Annotated in this window: 17 protein-coding genes; 5 read left to right on the forward strand and 12 right to left on the reverse strand. The window is 69.4% G+C overall.

Translation table 11 applies throughout. From position 1 onward, the window contains the following. Positions 1-166 precede the first annotated feature (166 nt). The 9 genes from I7S92_RS07445 to I7S92_RS07485 form a co-directional block, all read right to left on the reverse strand. Complete coding sequence (locus I7S92_RS07445) at positions 167-868, reverse strand: GntR family transcriptional regulator (protein WP_197642869.1); 702 nt, start codon at positions 866-868, stop codon at positions 167-169. A gap of 207 nt (positions 869-1075) precedes the next feature. Next, a complete protein-coding gene (locus I7S92_RS07450; RefSeq protein ID WP_197642870.1) occupies positions 1076-2566 on the reverse strand; it encodes a chlorohydrolase family protein in 1491 nt (496 codons plus the stop codon). Further along, positions 2563-3756, reverse strand: a complete 1194-nt coding sequence (locus I7S92_RS07455; RefSeq protein WP_197642871.1) for an amidohydrolase family protein — start codon at positions 3754-3756, stop codon at positions 2563-2565. Before I7S92_RS07455 ends, I7S92_RS07450 begins: the two co-directional genes overlap by 4 nt. Then, positions 3753-4436: a flavin reductase family protein gene (locus I7S92_RS07460; RefSeq protein WP_242070120.1), complete on the reverse strand. Its 684-nt coding sequence runs from the start codon at positions 4434-4436 to the stop codon at positions 3753-3755. Before I7S92_RS07460 ends, I7S92_RS07455 begins: the two co-directional genes overlap by 4 nt. Continuing rightward, complete coding sequence (locus I7S92_RS07465) at positions 4433-5458, reverse strand: ABC transporter ATP-binding protein (RefSeq protein WP_197642872.1); 1026 nt, start codon at positions 5456-5458, stop codon at positions 4433-4435. The genes I7S92_RS07460 and I7S92_RS07465 overlap by 4 nt, the downstream gene beginning before the upstream one ends. Further along, positions 5455-6423, reverse strand: a complete 969-nt coding sequence (locus I7S92_RS07470) for an ABC transporter ATP-binding protein (RefSeq protein ID WP_197642873.1) — start codon at positions 6421-6423, stop codon at positions 5455-5457. The genes I7S92_RS07465 and I7S92_RS07470 overlap by 4 nt, the downstream gene beginning before the upstream one ends. Before the next feature lie 5 nt (positions 6424-6428). Next, positions 6429-7346, reverse strand: a complete 918-nt coding sequence (locus tag I7S92_RS07475; protein ID WP_197642874.1) for an ABC transporter permease — start codon at positions 7344-7346, stop codon at positions 6429-6431. A 14-nt stretch (positions 7347-7360) separates the two neighbouring features. Further along, a complete protein-coding gene (locus I7S92_RS07480) occupies positions 7361-8344 on the reverse strand; it encodes an ABC transporter permease (protein ID WP_197642875.1) in 984 nt (327 codons plus the stop codon). A 65-nt stretch (positions 8345-8409) separates the two neighbouring features. Beyond that, positions 8410-9975 carry an ABC transporter substrate-binding protein gene (locus I7S92_RS07485; protein ID WP_197642876.1) on the reverse strand — a complete coding sequence of 522 codons (1566 nt, stop codon included), beginning with the start codon at positions 9973-9975 and terminating at the stop codon, positions 8410-8412. Positions 9976-10151: 176 nt separating this feature from the next. On the opposite strand from I7S92_RS07485, the gene I7S92_RS07490 reads away from it, so the two are divergent. Both I7S92_RS07490 and I7S92_RS07495 read left to right on the forward strand, forming a co-directional pair. Continuing rightward, positions 10152-10838, forward strand: coding sequence for a GntR family transcriptional regulator (locus I7S92_RS07490; RefSeq protein WP_197642877.1), 687 nt, complete (start codon positions 10152-10154; stop codon positions 10836-10838). Then, a complete protein-coding gene (locus tag I7S92_RS07495; protein WP_197642878.1) occupies positions 10835-12280 on the forward strand; it encodes an amidohydrolase family protein in 1446 nt (481 codons plus the stop codon). The genes I7S92_RS07490 and I7S92_RS07495 overlap by 4 nt, the downstream gene beginning before the upstream one ends. 2 nt (positions 12281-12282) lie before the next feature. Here I7S92_RS07495 and I7S92_RS07500 read toward each other — a convergent pair whose 3' ends face one another. Continuing rightward, the gene (locus I7S92_RS07500; protein WP_197642879.1) at positions 12283-12480 is read right to left on the reverse strand and encodes a hypothetical protein; all 198 of its coding nucleotides are present in this window, start codon (positions 12478-12480) and stop codon (positions 12283-12285) included. Position 12481: 1 nt separating this feature from the next. Continuing rightward, the gene (locus tag I7S92_RS07505; RefSeq protein WP_197642880.1) at positions 12482-13843 is read right to left on the reverse strand and encodes a formimidoylglutamate deiminase; all 1362 of its coding nucleotides are present in this window, start codon (positions 13841-13843) and stop codon (positions 12482-12484) included. A 101-nt stretch (positions 13844-13944) separates the two neighbouring features. Between I7S92_RS07505 and hutI the strand changes: the two genes are divergently transcribed. The 3 genes from hutI to hutU are packed head-to-tail and all read left to right on the forward strand — an operon-like array spanning position 13945 to position 18397. Beyond that, positions 13945-15144, forward strand: a complete 1200-nt coding sequence (hutI, locus tag I7S92_RS07510; protein ID WP_197642881.1) for an imidazolonepropionase — start codon at positions 13945-13947, stop codon at positions 15142-15144. Then, positions 15141-16667: a histidine ammonia-lyase gene (gene hutH / locus I7S92_RS07515; RefSeq protein WP_197642882.1), complete on the forward strand. Its 1527-nt coding sequence runs from the start codon at positions 15141-15143 to the stop codon at positions 16665-16667. Before hutI ends, hutH begins: the two co-directional genes overlap by 4 nt. A 50-nt stretch (positions 16668-16717) precedes the next feature. Further along, on the forward strand, positions 16718-18397 hold the full coding sequence (gene hutU / locus I7S92_RS07520; protein ID WP_197642883.1) for a urocanate hydratase: 1680 nt from the start codon (positions 16718-16720) through the stop codon (positions 18395-18397). Between the two features lie 21 nt (positions 18398-18418). Here the strand turns inward: hutU and I7S92_RS07525 are convergent, their stop codons facing one another. Continuing rightward, positions 18419-19138: a GntR family transcriptional regulator gene (locus tag I7S92_RS07525; RefSeq protein WP_197642884.1), complete on the reverse strand. Its 720-nt coding sequence runs from the start codon at positions 19136-19138 to the stop codon at positions 18419-18421. Between the last annotated feature and the right edge of the window lie 139 nt (positions 19139-19277).

Consider the following 19277-nt stretch of genomic DNA (forward strand, 5'->3'; position numbering starts at 1 on the left):
TCGACTGTAGACGGTAAGGCGGGCACCTTGGTGCGGGTTGTTCATCCTGCGGGGTCCTCGGCTGGAGTTTGGCGATTGCAGCCTAACCCCGCCTCGGGTGAACAACCTCCTGAGAATTCACAGCTAGCGCCGGATCGCGGGCGCACTCCCGCCTCGACCGCGGCCGTCACTGGCGCGTGAAGTTGAACGAGATCAGCGACCCGCGGTGATAGTCGCGGGCGTAAAGCACCGGGATGCCGTTGTCGGACAGGCAGGTTTCCGACACCAGAAGCCAGGGCTCGTCATTCGCGGGGCCCTGCAGCACGCCCGCCGGCAGGAAGGCCGCCGCGACATTGGCGCTGGACATCACCGGCTTGTGGCCGGCGCGCGCCAGAAGCTCGTTGACCGATCCCGTCAGGTCCGCCCCGACCGGCCTGCCTGCCAGAAGCGCCATCGGGATCACGTCCTGGGTATAGACCAGAACCTCCTCCCCCGCCTCGCGCAGCCGTTCCAGCACGAAGACCTCGGCCCCCGGCGCCAGACCCAGCGCCAGCGCCGCCTGCGGATCCGAGGCCGCAAGCGCGATACGCGACGAAAGCACCCGGGTCTTCGGATCATGGCCCAGCGACACGAGCATCCGGGTGATGCTTTCATAGGCGGTGATCGGCCGGGCGACATGCAACGCCGCCGCCGCGGTCACGAAGCGGCCCCGGCCATGTTCGGTCACGATCAGCCTTTCCTGCTCCAGCAGGCGCAAGGCCTCGCGCACCGTCGGGCGCGAGACGCCGAAGGCCGCGCAAAGCTCCGCTTCGGTGGGGATCCGGTCTCCCGCCTTCAGGCCCCGCGCGCGGATATCGTTGCTGACCGCATCGCGGATCTGCTCGGCCATCTTCCTGTGCGGCTGGAATGGTCTGGTGGTGAGCATCCTGTCCTGGCCCGCCCGCGCCCCCCTTGTCAGTCATCAGACAATAACCGGGAGCCGTCGGCCAAGTAAAGCAGGCATGCAAGCCGGCTACCGAAGCCGGATCCTTCATAAGCCTCTGGAATCACCGCCCTTCCCCATCTCGCCCGGGCCGGGCTCGCCTGCCGCCGCGCGTCAGCCATCGCCTTCCCGGGTCCAGGCCGGATAGGCCGGGGGGAAGATCGCAGCCACCGGCGGGTGGCCCCAGGTCCGGTCGGGATAACGCGACACCAGCCCGTCGAACTGCGCCTGCGCCCTGCGGCGGGCCTCGGCCATGTCGATCCCGGCAACCTGTCCGTCCCGCATCGACAGGCGGCCGTCCACGAACACGGCCCGCGTGACGCGGCCCGTCGCCCCCAGGATCAGCGTGCGGATCGGATCGACCCGGGGGGCCATCAGCGCATCCGCCATGTCGAAGACCGCGATGTCGGCCTTGGCCCCGGGCCGCAGCCGGCCGAGGTCGGGACGATGCAGCGCCTCCGCCCCGCCGATGGTGGCCGCGTCGAAGACGTGCTCCGGTGCGGTCTCGGTCAGCCCGTCGCCCGCCGCCCGCGCCATCATCACCGCCACCGCCATGTTCAGGACCATATCGGGCGGGGCCGTATCCGTGCCCATGCCGATGCGGATTCCCCGCCGACGCAACCCCGCGAAGGACCGCAGCATGTCGCCCGTCCGCGCAAAGACCAGCGGGCAATGTGCGACCGTGACGCCATGGTCGGCGTAAAGCGCCAGGTCGGCCTCGGTGGTATGGACGGCATGCGGCGCGATCAGCCGGTCGTTCAGCGCCCCGAACCCGGCCAGCCATTGCGGCGCGGTGGTGCCGTGCAGGGCCTGGACGGTGTCGCGCTCCATGCGGCCCTGCGCCATGTGCAGCCGCACCGGCACGCCCAGGTCGCGCGCGGCATCCATCGTGCGCCGCACCAGCGCCTCGGTGCAGGTCTCCACCCGGTCGGGGGCCAGCATCCCCTGGACCAGCCCGCCGAACCGCCCGGCCTGCGCCTCGACGAAGGCGATGGCATCGGCAAGACCGGAGAGGCCCCTGCCCTCGTCGAAACGCGGCTCGAGCACGCCGGGCGCGGTGCAGACCATCCCGCCCGCACGATAGGCCGTTCCCACCCAGACCCGCAGCCCAAGCGCCCCGGCCGCCTCGGCCGCAGCCTCGAACTCGGCCACCGTCTCGCCCCATTCGCGGTAGAACAGCGAGGCGATCGGCAGCGCCGAGGTGATGCCGTTGCACAGAAGCTGCGCAAAGCTGAACTGCTTCTGGAAGGCGAGCTCCTCGGGCGTGTACATCTCGTAGGGCCCGCGCGCGACATAGCTTTCCGGCCAGACCCGTCCCTTGGCCCAGGCCGGGCCGCAGTCCACGCCCAGCGTCGTCGTGTCGAGATCCGACAACGCATCGAGGTCGATCAATCCGGGCGAGATCAGAACCTCACCCAGATCGATCCGGCGCGCGACCTCGCCTTCGAAGCGCGGGCCGACATGGACGATGCGATCGGCCTCGATCACCACCTCGCCATTCTCGAGCAGCCGGTGCCCGGCCGCCTGATGCGCCACGATCCAGCGCGCGGACAGGGCGGTCCGGCCGGAGGGCCGCTTCCCAAGGGTCAAAGCCGAAAGGGTCATGGGGCCTCCATCAATGCCTTGCCGTGACGCGCGGTAACCGCGCCGCGCTTCAGCGTCATGAGGACCGGCCCGCCCCGGGCCACGGCGGCGGCCAGCGTCTCTCCGGGCAACAGCGCAAGGTCGGCGGGCGCGCCAAGGGCCAGGCCATGGCCCCCGACCCCGATGGCCAGCGCCCCGCCCGAGGAACACAGATCCAGCACCGCCGCCAGATCCGCATCCGAGCGCATGTTGTTCTTCTGGGCGACGATGCGGGCGCGGTCCAGCATGTCGGGCCGGTTCCACGGGTTCCAGGTGTCCAGGACGCCATCACATCCCGCCCCCATCCTGATCCCGCGCGCCCGCAATCGCGGCACCGACGGCACCTCGCGCGAAGGCGCCCCCGTCGTCATCACCGCGATGGCCAGCTCGGCCAGCCCGTCGATCAGCGCCCCGGTCCGGCGCGCATCCGGCATCCCGAGGCAGAAGCCATGGCTGACCGTGACCTTCCCCGCCATCCCGAGCGCGCGCGTCCGCTCGCAGATCAGCTCCAGCGAGAAGGCGCCCATCTCGCCGGGTTCGTGCAGGTGGATGTCGACCCCCGCGCCATGGCGGTCGGCAAGCGCGAAGACCGTGTCGAGGTGTCCCTTCGGATCCCGGTCCACGGCGCAGGGATCAAGGCCCCCGACCAGATCGGCCCCCATTGCCATCGCCTGGTCCAAAAGCTCGGCCGTGCCGGGCCGGATCATCAGCCCGGACTGCGGAAAGGCGACGACCTGGATGTCGAGCACCCCGCGCAGCGCGTCCCGCAGCGACAGGACGTCCCGCAGCCCATCCAGCCCGTTCTCGGTATCGACATCGACATGGGTCCGGACATGGGTCGTGCCATTGCCGACCAGCGCCAGCGCATGGCGCATCGCCTGACGGGAGACGTCGAGCCCAAGGCGGCGCCGTTCCGCGCGCTCGTTGTCGATCATTGCGCGCAGATCGGTGCCGACGGCATTGGCATACCAGCCCATGCCCATGACCGTCTTGTCCAGATGGGTATGCGCCTCGACCAGCCCCGGCACGCAGATGGCGCCGTCCCCCTCCTCGACCGTCAGACCGTCGGCCGAAAGCCCTTCCCCCATGGCCCCGATGCGCCCGTCCCGGATCGCCAGATCCACCGGCGGGCCGCCCAGCGGACGGATGTTGCGCAAAAGGATCCCGGTCATGCGCCCTCCGGCGGCTGGAGTTCCATCACTCCCCGTCCCGCAACCGGCAGATCGAGCCCGGCCTCCCAGGCCTTGGCCTGCGGCGGGGGGCGCAGCACAAACTGGCGGTCGGCCACGATGTAGTTGTCGGCATGCAGCCGCGCGATCGGCTGGTAGACGGAGGGATCGACATAGCGGCCCTGCGCGTCCAGGCAGTCGTCGCGCACCGTCATCTCGACCACTTCGCCCAGGATGATCGCGCGGCGGGGAAAGTCGATGATCCGGTCGACCCGGCATTCCATCGCGCAGGGCGAGCGGCGGACGAAACGGGCGTCGATCCGGCGGCAGTCCCGCATCTCCAGCCCCGCCAGCGCCGGCTCGTCGATGTCGCGGGCAAAGTTGATGCCGCACAGGATCATCGCCTCGGCAAGTTCCATGTCGACCATGTTGACGCAGAACTGCCCGGTGCGGCGGATGTTCACGGCCGTATCCTTCTCGGCCCCGTCAGCGCGCGTCTGGACCCCCAGGATCACGATCGGCGGCTCTTGCGAGAAGACGTTGAAGAAGCTCATCGGCGCGGCATTGTCATGCCCCGCCTCGGAGCGGGTCGTGACCAGCGCGATCGGGCGCGGGCCGACGAAATTGGTCAGCAGGCGATAGCGGTCGGGGGCCGGTAGCCGGGTGAAATCGAACTCCATCATCCGGCCTTTCGCATCGGGAAGGAAGCGATGCGGCCTTCCTCGACCGCATGGCAGCGCACCCGGGCACCGTCGCGGGCAAGGAACTCCGGCACCTCGCTGCGGCAGCGGTCATTGGCCAGGGGGCAGCGCGGATGGAAATGGCAGCCGCGCGGCGGGGTGATCGGGTTCGGCACCTCGCCTGCCGGTCGCTCCTGATCCCGATGCGCCATCGAGATGTCGGGCACCGTCTCCAGCAGAAGCCGCGTATAGGGGTGCTGCGGTTCGGCGAAGATCCGGTCGGCGGGCGCAAGCTCGACCAGCCGTCCCAGATACATCACCCCGATCCAGTCCGAGATGTAGTTCACCACCGCAAGGTCGTGGCTGATGAACAGGTAGGTCAGTCCCAGCTCGCGCTGCAGCGACCGCATCAGGTTCAGGATCTGCGCCTGCACCGAGACATCCAGCGCCGAGGTCGGCTCGTCGCAGACCAGGAACTCCGGCTTGGTCGAGATCGCCCGCGCAATCGAGATCCGCTGCCGCTGCCCGCCCGAGAATTCATGCGGGAACTTCTCGCCATCCGCCGCCGAAAGCCCGACGAACTCCAGCAGGCGGTCCACCTCCCTGCGGCGCGCGGCGGGATCGGGATGGGTGCCGAAGCTCTTCATCGGCTCGGCGATGATGCGCGCCACGCGCCAGCGCGGATTGAGGCTGGCGTAGGGGTCCTGGAAGATCATCTGCATCTGGCGCCGCACGGCGGGCGGCTCGCCCGCGACGGTTCCGGCAAGCTCGTGCCCGTCGAAACGGATGCTGCCGGCGGTGGGTCGGCTCAGCCCCATGAGGAGCTTGGCCACCGTCGACTTGCCGCAGCCGGATTCGCCGACCAGCGACAGCGTCGTGCCGCGCGGAATGGTGAAATCCACGCCGTCCACGGCATGGACAAAACGCCTGCCGCCCCCCGAAAGCAGGCGGTTCAGGAAGGGCTGCGACAGATCGAAGGTCTTCTTCAGACCGGAGACGGTCAGCAGGGGCTCGGGCGCGGTCATGCGGGCACCTCCGTGGTCAGGTGGCAGGCGACGGACCGGACCGGGGTTCCGGTCAGCTCCGGCCGCTCGTCGGTGCAGGGCACGAACCTGTGCGGGCAGCGGGGCGCGAAGGCGCAACCCGGCGGGCGGGCATGGGGGCGCGGCATCGCCCCCTCGATCTGCGGCAGGACCTCCGGGCGCGGTCCGATCCGCGGGATCGAGGCCATCAGCCCCGAGGTATAGGGATGGCGCGGCGCGCGCAGCACCTCGGCCACCGGCCCGACCTCGACGATCCGCCCGGCATACATGACGGCCACCCGGTCCGCCGTCTCGGCGATCACGCCCATGTCGTGGGTGACCAGGATCACGGCCACCCCGGTTTCCCGCGCAAGCTGGCGCAGAAGCGCGATGACCTGGGCCTGCACGCTGACGTCGAGCGCCGTCGTCGGCTCGTCCGCGATGACCAGCCTTGGCTCGGCGCACAGGGCCAGCGCGATCACGACGCGCTGCCGCATGCCGCCGGAATACTGGTGCGGATAGGTGTCGATCCGCGCCTCGGGGGCCGGGATGCCGACCCGGCGCAGCCAGTCGATCGCACGGGCGCGCGCGGCCTCGCGCGGCAGCTTCAGGTGGGTCCGGATCGTCTCGATCAGCTGCTCGCCCACGGTCAGCACCGGGTTGAGACTGGTCAGCGGGTCCTGGAAGATCGCCCCGATCCGGCGGCCCCGGATGCGGCGGATCGCTTCGGGCGGCAGGTTGTCGATCCGCTCGCCCTCCAGCCGGATCTCGCCGGCACTGATCCGGCCGGGGGGCTCGATCAGCCCGATGATCGCGGCGCCGGTCATCGATTTCCCGGCCCCGCTTTCGCCGACCATCCCCAGGATCTCGCCCGGCTCAAGCTCCAGGCTTACATCCTCGATGGCGTTGACGGTGCCCGAGCGCCCGAAAAAGGCGACGGTCAGGTTCTTGACGGACAGAAGGGTCATCGCGCTTACCTCAGTCTGGGGTTCAGGGCGTCGCGCAGCCAGTCGCCCAGCAGGTTCACCGCCAGGACGAGCACGACAAGAACGATCGACGGGAAGATCACCACCCACCAGATGCCGGAGAACAGGTATTCGTTGCCGATCCGGATCAGCGTCCCCAGCGAGGGCTGGGTCGTCGGCATCCCCACGCCAAGGAAGGAGAGCGTCGCCTCGGTCAGCACCGCCATGCCAAGGTTGATCGTCGCGATCACCAGCACCGGGCCAAGGACGTTCGGCAGGATGTGCTGCACCATGATGCCCATCCCCGACACCCCGTTGATCCGCGCGGCCTGGACATATTCCTTCTGCCGCTCGACCATGGTGGACCCGCGGACGGTGCGGGCATATTGCACCCAGTTCGTCAGCCCGATGGCCAGGATCAGCACCCAGATCGCCGCATCGGCGTGACGGTCGGGCGGCAGGATCCCCCGGGCGATCCCGTTGACCAGCAGCGCCACCAGGATCGCCGGGAAGCTGAGGAGGATATCGGCGACGCGCATGATCGCGCCATCGACCATCCCGCCCATGAACCCGCCCAGAAGCCCCAGCGAGATCCCGATGGCCCCCGCCAGCGCCACGCTGGCAAAGCCCACGATCAGCGACAGCCGCAACCCGTAGAGGATCGAGGAATAGACGTCGCGCGCCTGTTCGTCGGTGCCCAGGAAGTAGCGCGGATCGCCCCCCTCGGCCCAGGCCGGCGGCAGTTCGCTGTCCAGCAGGAACAGCTGCGAGATGTCATAGGGGTTCTGCGTCGCCAGAAGCGGCGCCAGCAGGGCGGCAAGGAACAGGACCGCCAGCAGAAGGGTCGAGATACGCGCCGTCCAGGAGTGCCGGAAGCTCCAGGCAAGGTCGCTGGAATAGGCGCGGGAAAGGGCTTGCATGGCCATGGTATCCCCCGGTCTCAATGCGCGCCGCGCGCGCCATCGACGCGCAGGCGGGGGTCGAGCACCGCATAGAGCAGGTCGACCGTGGTGTTGATGATGACGAAGATCAGGCTGACCAGCACCAGATAGGCCGCCATCACCGGAACGTCGCCGAAGCTGACCGCCTGGATGAAGAGCGCCCCCATGCCGGGCCACTGGAACACCGTCTCGGTGACGATGGCAAAGGCGATCAGCCCGCCCAGTTGCAGCCCGAAGATGGTGATCACCGGGATCAGCGTGTTCTTCAGCGCATGGCGGAAGTGGATCGAGCGGTTGGAGAGGCCGCGCGCACGGGCGAACTTGATATAGTCGGTCCGCAAGACCTCCAGCATCTCGGCCCGCACCAGGCGCATGATCAGCGTCAGCTGGAACAGGCAAAGCATGATCGACGGCAGGATCAGCGCCTTCAGGCCGGCCAGGGTGAAAAAGCCCGTCGACCACCAGCCGATATCCACGACATCACCCCTGCCGAACGAGGGCAGCCAGCCCAGCCAGACCGAGAAGACCAGGATCAGCAGGATGCCGGTCACGAAGGTCGGCAACGAGATCCCGATCAGCGAGATCAGCTGCAGCGACTGCGCCGGGAAGCTGCGCGGCCGCAGCGCGGTCAGGATGCCCAGCGGGATCCCCAGCACCAGCGACAGGACCGCCGCCACCAGGACAAGCTCGGCCGTGGCGGGGAAGCGTTCCGCAAGCAGGGTCGAAACCGGCCGGGCATTGCGCCACGAAAGGCCGAAATCGCCCTGCGCCGCGCGGGCCACGAAGCGGCCGTATTGCAGCCACAGCGGCTGGTCGAGGCCGAGGCGCTCGCGCACGGCCGCGCGCTCTTCGGTGCTGGCATTCTCGGCGACCATCGAGTTCACCGGGTCGCCCATGAAACGGAACATCAGGAAGGCGATCAGCGCAACCGCGAGCATCACGAAGACCGACTGGATGACGCGGCGAACAAGAAATCCGAGCATGGCGAAATCTCCCCTGCCTCAGGACCGAAGGATGGGGCGGGCATTCCGCTGCCCGCCCCGGCGGATCACTTCGCCACCCTGGCGTACCACAGGCGCACAAGGTCATCGGCCGCCTGCGGGATCTCGACCGTATCGCGCGCCGCCCAGGACATCGGCTGCTGGTGCAGCGGGATCCAGACGTAATCCTCCTTGGCCAGCCCCAGCGCCTCGACCATCATCGCGCTGCGCTTGTCGCCGTCCATCTCGGTCGCGATGGCTTTGGTCAGCTCGTCCACCTTCGGGTTGGAATATCCGGCCGGGGTGAAGGTGCCGTATTCGCCTTCCGTCGTCGCCAGCATGGCCGACAGGACCGAGAACCCGTCCAGCATCGGCAGCGTCGCCCAGCCCAGCATGAAGACGTCGACGGCGTGGTTGTCGACCTTCTGGAAGTGCATCTGGCGCGGTTCCGTCACCAGGCGCGGCTCCAGCCCGGCCTGGGCCCACATCGCCGCGATGGCCTGGCAGATCGCCTCGTCGTTGACGTAGCGGTCGTTCGGGCAGTTGAAGTTGAAGGCGAAGCCCTCGGGATAGCCCGCCTCGGCCAGAAGCGCCTTGGCCGCCTCGACGTCATAGGGCGCACGCGCGTCCAGCGCGTCGGTATGGCCGCGGACCTGCGGCGCGATCGTCGATCCGGTGTTGCGCGACTTGCCGCGCATGATCTTGTCGCGGATCAGGTCCATGTTGATCGCCAGCGTCAGCGCCTTGCGGACGCGGACATCCTTCAGCGGATTGCCCTCGACATTGCCGTCGACCAGCGTGTCGCCATGGTTGATCCCCAGAAGGATGGTGCGCAGCCCGGCGTTCTCCAGCATGTGCACGCCGTCCGCCTCTTCGATCCGGGCGGCGTCCTGCAGCGGCGCGGGCTCGATCAGGTCGATCTCGCCCGACAGGAGCGCCGCCACCCGCGTCGCGTCCGAGGCGATGGGCGTATGCTCGATCCGGGTCAGGTTGTGCACCGGCGTGTCCCACCAGCCCTCGTTGGCGACCAGCACGTTCATCGCATCCGGGCGGCGGCTTTCCAGCTTGAACGGGCCGGTGCCGTTCGCGTTGTTGGTGGTATAGCCTTCCTCGCCCTGGCTGGCGTCGATGGGGGCGACGGCGTCGTGTTCCTCGAGCCAGCCCTTGTCCATGATGAAGGCATTGGTCAGGTAGTTGTTCAGGATCGGCGAGGGGCCATCCAGGATCAGGTCCACGGTCAAGGGATCGACCACCTCCACCGCCTTCAGGCCGGGAAGGTTGCCCTTCATCGGCGATTTCTCGTTCACCATCCGCATCAGCGAGACCGCCACGTCCTCGGCGTCCAGATCCTGCCCCTCGTGGAACTTCACGCCCTCGCGCAGGAAGAAGCGCACGCGCGTCGGCTCGATCACCTCCCAGCGGGTCGCAAGCGCCGGCTCGATGTTCAGCTCCGCGTCATAGCGCACCAGCGGCTCATAGATGTGATGCGTGAAGATGTTGGTGAAGCTGTCGGTGACGCCATGCGGATCCAGCCCGTAGACATCGCGGGCCGTGGCATAGCGCAGCGTCTCGGCACTGGCGCCGGCGGCCAGAACCGCCGATGCGGCGGCGGACATCATCAGAAGACGAAGCATGTGGAAACCTCCCTGTGGTGCGCTGGCCGGTTTTTCCTGCATGCATGCCAGCAATGCTCATATTGCATACATACACTTCAATTATTGTCTACGATTTTTTTACCTTGTGCATGCAATGCTGTTGGCATAGCCTTCGACAATCGGGAAAATCGCGAAGGGACAGGAGGATATCGAAGATGTACGATGTCGGACCAGCCGCCGAATCCCCGCAGACCGAGATCTACAACCGGCTCTGGATATCGATTGCCGAGCGCAAGCTGCGCCCCGGCACCCGCCTCAAGGAGGAGCAGCTGGCCGAGATCTTCTCGGCGAGTCGCGCCCGCGTCCGGCATGCGCTGACCGCCCTCGAACGCGACGGCCTCGTCACGCTGGTCCCGCATCGCGGGGCCTTCGTCGCGCAGCCCTCGATCGACGAGGCGCGCGACATCTTCTTCGCCCGGCGCATCATCGAAGCCCCCCTCGCCGCCCGGCTGTGCGAGATCGCGACCCCGGCCGTCCTCGACCGGCTTCAGGCGCATGTGGATCAGGAACGCCAGGCTCGCCAGCAGGGCGACACAAGAGCCGCGATCCGCCTTTCGGGCGGCTTCCACCTCTTGATCGGCGAGGTCGCGGGCTCGTCCTACCTCGGCGAGGTGCTGCGCGATCTGGTGTCGCGCACTTCGCTGATCGTGGCGATGTACCAAAGCCGCAGCCAGGCCGACTGCGGGCCGGACGAACATGCCGAGATCGTGGCCGCGATCCGCACCCGCGACGCCGCGCGCGCCCGTCATCTGATGGACGACCACATCGACCACCTCGAACGCAAGCTCGACCTCGACAATGGCGAAGAGCCGACCCTGGACCTGAAGGAGCTTCTCGCATGACCACCCCCGCAAGCCACGATCTCCTCTTGCGTTGCGCCAGCATCGTCACCCTCGACCCGGACCGCCAAGTGATCGAGGGCGGCTGGATCGCCATCGACGGCGACCGGATCGGCGCCGTCGGCACCGGAGAGCCTCCCGCCGCGCGGCAGGTCATCGACCGGCCCGGCCTGATCGCCCTGCCCGGTCTGATCGACGCCCATTCGCACGCGGGTCACGGCCTCGTCCGCGCCGCCGGGGATGGCGACGGAGAACTCTGGTTCCGCATCTGCCAGGACATCTACGCCTTTGCCGCAACCCCCGCCTTCTGGCGGGCCGAGGCGCGGCTGGCCCAGGCAGAACGCCTGCGCGCGGGCGTGACCACGGCCGTCTCGCTCCTCGGCGGGGGTGGCGACGTGATGCGCACCGACACGACCGAGGCCGGGGATGCCCATGCCGCCGCAACCGTCGAATCCGGCCTGCGCACCATCATGGCGGTCGGCCCCGGCCGCCTGCCCTTCCCGCGCCACTTCGGACCCGAGCGCCGGCCGGTTTCCTTTGCCGAGCAGATGGCGGTCTGCGACGAACTCATCACCCGCCACGACGCGGTCCTGTCGCGGCGCACCGGCGTCGCCCTGATCCTGCCGGTCTATTCGGCCGAGCACATGGAAAGCGACGGGCCCGAGATCCGGCGCATGTCGGCCGCGATCCGCGCGCTGCAGGATCGGCGCGGGACGCTTTTCACCCAGGACGGCCATCGCGGCGGGACCATCGCCCTGGCCCATGACCTCGGCCTTCTGTCCCCCCGCGCCGCGCTCAGCCATTCGGTCGATCTGACCGGGGCCGATTTCACCGCGCTTCAGGCCAGCGGTGCCGCCATCATCCACAATCCCAGCGCCATCATGTCGATCCTCGGCCGCTGCCCGGTGCCCGAACTGATCGAGGCGGGCATCACCGTCTGCCTCGGCTCGGACGCCGGTGCGCCCGACCGGGGCTTCGACATGTTCCGCCATATGGCCCAGGCGCTGCACTACCACCGGCGCCATTTCCGCGATCCCAACGTCCTGCCGGACGGCAAGGCGCTGGAGATGTGCACCATCGACGCGGCCCGTACCCTCGGCCTCGGCGACGAGATCGGCTCGATCGAGGCCGGCAAGAAGGCGGACATCATCCTGGTCGACGGACGGCAGCCGCATCTCTGGCCGCCGGTCATGGCGGTGAACCGGCTGACGCATTTCGCGGCGGCCGGGGATGTGGACACGGTCGTCGTCGACGGCCAGGTGCTGATGGACCAGCGCCGCATCCCCCATCTCGACCTGGAGGCGATCCTCGATGAGGCCGAAGCCCGGGCCGAAAGCGTGTTCCGGTGCTCGGGCCATGCCGGCGCGCGCCGGGAATCGCCGCAGATCTGGGGCCGGGCGCGGCGAGAGGCGGCGGCATTCCGGCCCTCCGGCACCCGGCGCTGAGGTCAGATCCCGGTCGTCAGCCGGTGGCCCGGCGCATGGAACTGGCGCAGCCAGGTGATCGGCACCTCATGCATCCAGGTCGTGCGTTCGGCCAGATCCGCCTCGTTCTGGATCAACCCGCCCGGCGGCCATTCCCGGCTGCGGATGCGATGCAGCACCTCGGCCTGGATGGCCTGCCACGAGGCGGGGCTAGCCGGCATCTCACAAGGCGTCCTTCAACCGGCTCAGGGTCCCGACATAGCGGGCGCGGATCGCCTCGCGCGCGATGTGGCGGCCGCCCTGCACCAGATGGCGGCCCGCCGACCAGACATCCAGCACCATCCGGTCGTCGCCCGCGAAGATCCAGGCGTCCAGGATCGTGTCGCCGGTCTTGCCGATCAGGTCGACCGCCGCCCCGTCCAGCGCCAGAAGATCGGCCCAGAGCCCCGGCGCGATCGCGCCCGAGGCCCGCCCGGCCGCCTGCGCCCCGCCGCGCGCCGCGCCCTCGAACAGCACCCGCCCGGTCGAGGCATCGGGCCGCGCCAGCGCCGCCCGCGACCGATCCCGCAGCCGCTGCGAATAGTCCAGCGTCCGCAACTCCTCGGACAGCGCGATGCGGATGTTGCTGTCCGAGCCGATGCCGAACCGCCCCCCGGCCCCCAGCCAGCGCACCCCGTCGAAGATACCGTCGCCCAGCGAGGATTCGGTGATCGGGCACAGCCCCGCCACCGCCCCGGTCGCCGCCAGCGCCAGGGTCTCGTCCGGTTCCATCTGCGTGCTGTGGATCAGGCACCAGCGCGGATCCACCGCCGCATTGTCCAGAAGCCAGCGCACCGGCCGCGCCCCCCACGCGGCGCTCACCTCCTCGACCTCGGCCAGCTGTTCGGCCAGGTGCATGTGGATCGGCCCGTCGCCCAGGCCGACCACCTCGCGCAGCGCCTCGGGGGAGACCGCACGCAGGCTGTGCGGGGCGACGCCAAGCAACGTGTCCGACGGCAGCGGCGCCAGCGCGGCCCGCGCGCCGTCCATCAGCCGGGCGAAACGCTCCGGATCGTTGCCAAAGCGGATCTGGCCCGGCCCCAGCGCGCGGCCATCGCAGCCGCCATGCTGATACAGCACCGGCAGCAGCGTCAGTCCGATGCCCGTGGTCTGCGCCGCCGCCGCGATCCGGGCCGACATCTCGGCCAGGTCGTCATAGGGCACCCCGCCGGGGCGGTGGTGCAGGTAATGGAACTCGACATTGCAGGCATAGCCCGCCTCCAGCATCTCCATCTGCACGAAGGCGGCAATCGCCTCCACATCCTCCGGGTCCAGGCGGTCGAGAAAGCGGTACATCAGCTGCCGCCAGGTCCAGAACGAGTCGCGCGGATCCGGCCCGCGCCGCTCGGTCAGCCCGGCCATGGCGCGCTGGAAAGCATGGCTGTGCAGGTTCGCGGGCGACGGCAGCAGGATCGCATGGCGCTCGCCCTCCGGCTCCACCCCGGCCGCGACCTCGGCGATTCGACCGCCGCCGTCGATCCGAAGTCGCACGCCTTGCGCCCAGCCATCCGCCAGAAGTGCCTGTTCCGCCCAGAGAACCTTCATGTCGCGCCCCGTTTCATTCGCATATTGACAGGAAATATATGTGCAGACATATTACAATTAACAGCGCATAAAACAAGCGTCTCGATACGACAGAGGACCAGATGACACCCGAAATCCTCACCAACGCCCGGATCGCCACGCTGGAGGGGCCCGGCTACGGCATGATCGACAGCGGCGCGGTGGTTCTGGGTCAGGGCCGCATCCTCTGGACCGGGGCGGCATCCGACCTGCCCGCCGCCCACGCGACGGCCCCGCGCCGCGATCTTGGCGGCCGTCTGGTCACGCCCGCGCTGATCGACTGCCACAGCCACATCGTCTTTGGCGGCGACCGCGCCCGCGAATTCGAGATGCGCCTGCAGGGCGCCAGCTATGAGGAGATCGCACGCGCCGGGGGCGGCATCCTTTCCACCGTCCGCGCCACCCGCGCGGCAGATGAGGAGGAGCTGGTCGCGCAGGCCCTGCCCCGCCTCGACGCGCTGATCGCCGAGGGGCTGACGACCATCGAGGTGAAATCCGGCTACGGGCTGGAGCGGGAGACCGAGCTGCGGATGCTGCGCGCCGCGCGGCAACTGGCCCGGCTGCGCCCGGTCCGGGTCCGCACCACCTATCTTGGCGCCCATGCCTGCCCACCCGAATACAAAAGCCGGCCCGACGACTATCTGGCCGAGGTCTGCCTGCCCACGCTCCGCGCCGCCCATGCCGAGGGGCTGGTCGATGCCGTCGACGGCTTCTGCGAGGGCATCGCCTTCGACACTGCCCAGATCGCGCGGGTGTTCGACCTCGCCCGCGAACTGGGCCTGCCGGTCAAGCTCCATGCCGAACAGCTGTCGCACCAGGGCGGCACCGCGCTGGCCGCCCGGTATGGCGCGCTTTCGGCGGATCATGTGGAATATGCAACGGCCGAGGATGCTGCGCTGATGGCCAAGGCCGGGACGGTCGCGGTCCTGCTGCCGGGGGCCTTCTACACGCTGCATGAAAAACAGATGCCCCCGGTCGCCGCCTTCCGCGCCCATGGCGTGCCGATGGCGCTCTCCACCGACTGCAACCCCGGCACCTCGCCGGTGACCTCGCTTCTCCTCACCATGAACATGGGCTGCACCCTGTTCCGCCTGACCCCGGAAGAGGCCTTGCGCGGCGTCACGGTCGAGGCCGCCCGCGCCCTCGGCCAGACGGACTGCGGCCGCATCGCGCCCGGCCTGCGCGCCGATCTGGCGATCTGGAACGTGACGAACCCGGCCGAGCTTGCCTGGCGCATCGGGTTCAACCCCCTACATTCCCGCATTTTCGGAGGCTCCGAATGACCGTCACCCTCACCCCCGGCGCCGCGACCCTGGCCCAGCTTGAAACCCTCTGGCGCGAAGGCCATGCGGCGCGGCTGGACCCGGCCGCCCGTGGCCCGGTCGAGGCGGCGGCGGCCCGGATCGAGGCGGCGGCGCAGGGTGGCGCGGCCGTCTACGGGGTGAACACGGGCTTCGGCAAGCTTGCCTCGGTCAAGATCGCCCCGCAGGACACCGCCACGCTGCAGCGCAACCTGATCCTGTCGCATTGCTGCGGCGTGGGCGAGCCGCTGGATGCCGCGACGACCCGGCTGATGATGGCGCTGAAGCTCCTCAGCCTCGGGCGCGGCGCCTCCGGCGTCCGCTGGGAGATCGTCGCCCTGATCGAGGCGATGCTGGACCGTGGCGTGGTCCCGGTGATCCCGTCGCAAGGCTCGGTCGGGGCCTCGGGCGACCTGGCGCCGCTGGCCCACATGACCGCCGTGATGATCGGCGCGGGCGAGGCCGTGGTCGAAGGCCGGCGCATGGCCGGCGACAAGGCCCTCGCGCGCGCAGGCCTCGCGCCGGTGGTGCTGGGCCCGAAAGAGGGGCTCGCGCTGATCAACGGCACCCAGTTCTCCACCGCGCTTGCGCTGGTGGGTCTGTTCAACGGCTGGCGCAATGCCGTGGCCTCGATGGTCACCGCCGCGCTGTCCACCGATGCGATCATGGGCTCGACCGCGCCGCTGCAGCCGGAAATCCACGACCTGCGCGGCCATCCCGGCCAGATCGAGGTGGCCCGCCAGATGCGCGCGCTGATGGAGGGCTCCGAGATCCGCGAAAGCCACCGCGAGGGCGACAGCCGGGTGCAGGACCCCTATTGCATCCGCTGCCAGCCGCAGGTCGCCGGGGCGGCGCTGGATATCCTGCGCTATGCCTCGCGCACGCTCCAGATCGAGGCGAACGCCGTCACCGACAACCCGCTCGTGCTGTCCAACGGCCGCATCGTCTCGGGCGGCAATTTCCACGCCGAGCCCGTCGCCTTCGCCGCCGACCAGATCGCGCTCGCCGTGGCCGAGATCGGCGCGATCGCCCAGCGGCGCGTGGCGCTGATGGTGGATCCCACCCTCAGCCACGACCTGCCGCCCTTCCTGACCCCCGATCCCGGCCTGAACTCCGGCCTGATGATCGCCGAGGTCACGACCGCCGCCCTGATGAGCGAGAACAAGCATCTCGCCAACCCCTGCTCCACCGACTCGACCCCGACCTCCGCCAACCAGGAGGACCATGTCTCGATGGCCGCCCATGGCGCCCGGCGGCTGGGGCGGATGAACGACAACCTTGCCGTGATCCTCGGCGTCGAGGCGATCTGCGCCGCCCAGGGGATCGAGTTCCGCGCGCCCCTCAAGACCTCCGCCCGGCTCCAGACCGTGCTGACCGCCCTGCGCGCCGAGGTTCCGCCGGTGCAACAGGACCGTTTCCTCGCCCCCGACCTGGAAAGGGCCGCCGAACTGGTCCGCAACGGCGCCCTGATCCGCGCCGCCGGCATCGACGGCGTGGCCCCCTGATCCCCCTTCAAACCCCGGCCGATCCGGCCCCCCGAGACAAGAGACCGACCATGACCGATCCCCGCCACAACATCCGCGACGTCTTTCCCCCGACCGGCACCGAGATCAGCGCGAAAAGCTGGCTGACCGAGGCACCCCTGCGGATGCTGATGAACAACCTGCACCCCGACGTCGCCGAAAACCCGCATGAGCTGGTGGTCTACGGCGGCATCGGCCGCGCCGCCCGCACCTGGAAGGACTTCGACCAGATCGTCGCCAGCCTGCGCGCGCTGGAGGAGGACCAGACCCTGCTGGTGCAATCGGGCAAGCCGGTCGGCGTGTTCCGCACCCACAAGGACGCGCCGCGCGTGCTGATCGCCAACTCGAACCTGGTGCCGCACTGGGCGACCTGGGACCATTTCAACGAATTGGACCGCAAGGGCCTGGCGATGTACGGCCAGATGACCGCCGGCTCCTGGATCTACATCGGCACGCAAGGCATCGTGCAGGGCACCTACGAGACCTTCGCCGAGGCGGGCCGCCAGCATTATGGCGGCGACCTCAAGGGCAAGTGGATCCTGACCGCCGGTCTGGGCGGCATGGGCGGCGCGCAGCCCCTGGCCGCGGTGATGGCCGGGGCCTGCTGCCTTGCCGTGGAATGCGACGAGACCCGCGCCGATTTCCGCATCCGCACCCGCTATTGCGACGCCAAGACCCACAGCCTTGACGAGGCGCTGGCGATGATCGACCGCTGGACCAGCACCGGCGAGGCGAAGTCGGTGGCGCTGATCGGCAACGCGGCCGATGTCTTCCCCGAACTCCTGCGCCGGATGCGGGCCGGCGGTCCGCGCCCCGGCATCGTCACCGACCAGACCTCGGCCCACGACCCCGTCCACGGCTATCTGCCGCAGGGCTGGACCGTCGCCGAATGGCGCGTGCGGCAGGAAAGCGATCCCAAGGCCGTCGAAAAGGCCGCCCGGGCCTCGATGCGCGTGCAGGTCGCGGCGATGGTGGCCTTCCACGAGGCGGGCGTGCCCACCGTCGACTACGGCAACAACATCCGCCAGATGGCCAGGGAGGAGGGGCTGGAGAACGCCTTCGCCTTCCCCGGCTTCGTCCCCGCCTATATCCGCCCGCTCTTCTGCCGCGGCATCGGCCCCTTCCGCTGGGCCGCCCTGTCCGGCGACCCCGAGGATATCTACAGGACCGACCAGCGGATGAAGGAGCTGTTCCCCGACAACGCCCATCTGCACAACTGGCTGGACATGGCGCGCGAGCGCATCGCCTTCCAGGGCCTGCCCGCCCGCATCATGTGGATCGGCCTCGGCGACCGGCACCGCGCCGGCCTCGCGATCAACGAGATGGTGCGCAACGGCGAGCTGAAGGCCCCGGTGGTGATCGGCCGCGACCATCTGGACAGCGGCTCCGTCGCCAGCCCCAACCGCGAGACCGAGACGATGCGCGACGGCTCGGATGCGGTCAGCGACTGGCCGCTCCTGAACGCGCTTCTCAACACCGCCTCGGGGGCGACCTGGGTCAGCCTGCACCACGGCGGCGGCGTGGGCATGGGGTTCAGCCAGCACTCCGGCATGGTGATCTGCTGCGACGGGACCGAGGACGCCGACCGCCGGATCGGGCGCGTGCTCTGGAACGACCCAGCCACCGGCGTGATGCGCCATGCCGATGCCGGCTACGACATCGCGCTGGACTGTGCCCGCGAACATGGGCTGAACCTGCCGGGAATCCTGTAGACCCGGCCCGCGGCGTGCCCGTCACGGCACGCCGCCCGCTTGCCCCCCGGTCATGCGCGCCAGATCGGACAGCACCTCGCGGACATCGTTCTGCGGCCGCACCGACAGCTGCCCGCGCGCGGCGACATCCTCGACATGGCGCTCCATCAGATCCCCCGCCCGCTCGAACTCGCCCGCGACCAGCGCCTCGACGATCTCGCGATGCTCGCGCGCGCCGCAATCGGCCGAATGTTGCCGCCCGTACATCGCCAGCACCAGCGAACAGCGCGAGACGATCTCGGTCAGATAGCGTTCCAGCACGGCATTGCCGGTCAGGCTGGCCAGATAGAAATGGAACTCGGCCGCCAGCCGGATCGCCTCCACCTCGCTTTCCTGCGCCAGGCGCGACTCCTCCTCGACCATCTGCCGCAGCCGCTCGACCACCGCGTCGTCGATCCGGCCCGCAAGCTGGCGCACCATCGCCCGCTCCAGCGCGGCGCGGATCACGAAGATCCCCCGCCCCTCCTCCAGCGACGGGTTCGCCACGAAGGCCCCGCGGTTCGGGATCAGCTCGACCAGCCCCTCGGTCGCCAGACGGCCAAGCGCCTCGCGCGCGATGGTGCGCGAGGCGCCGAAAGCCTCGCCGATCGCATCCTCGGGCAAGCGGGTGCCGGGGGTCAGGCGCTGCTGCAGGATGGCCTGCCGCAAGGCGATCTGCACCCGTTCCGTCCGTGTCGGCGTTCGATCCCTGGTCGTCGTCATCGCGTAAGGCATCCCCTCGGCGTTTCCCCTACGGTTTGACCCAAGGCGCGCGGCGACGCAATCCATCCTTTCCCGCCCCGGCCACCCGGCCGCTCCTGCGGCCCAAGGTCGCAGGTCGGGCAGAGGACAGCCCGGTCGA

This window comes from Tabrizicola soli, assembly GCF_015999335.1.
GTDB lineage: Bacteria > Pseudomonadota > Alphaproteobacteria > Rhodobacterales > Rhodobacteraceae > Tabrizicola > Tabrizicola soli.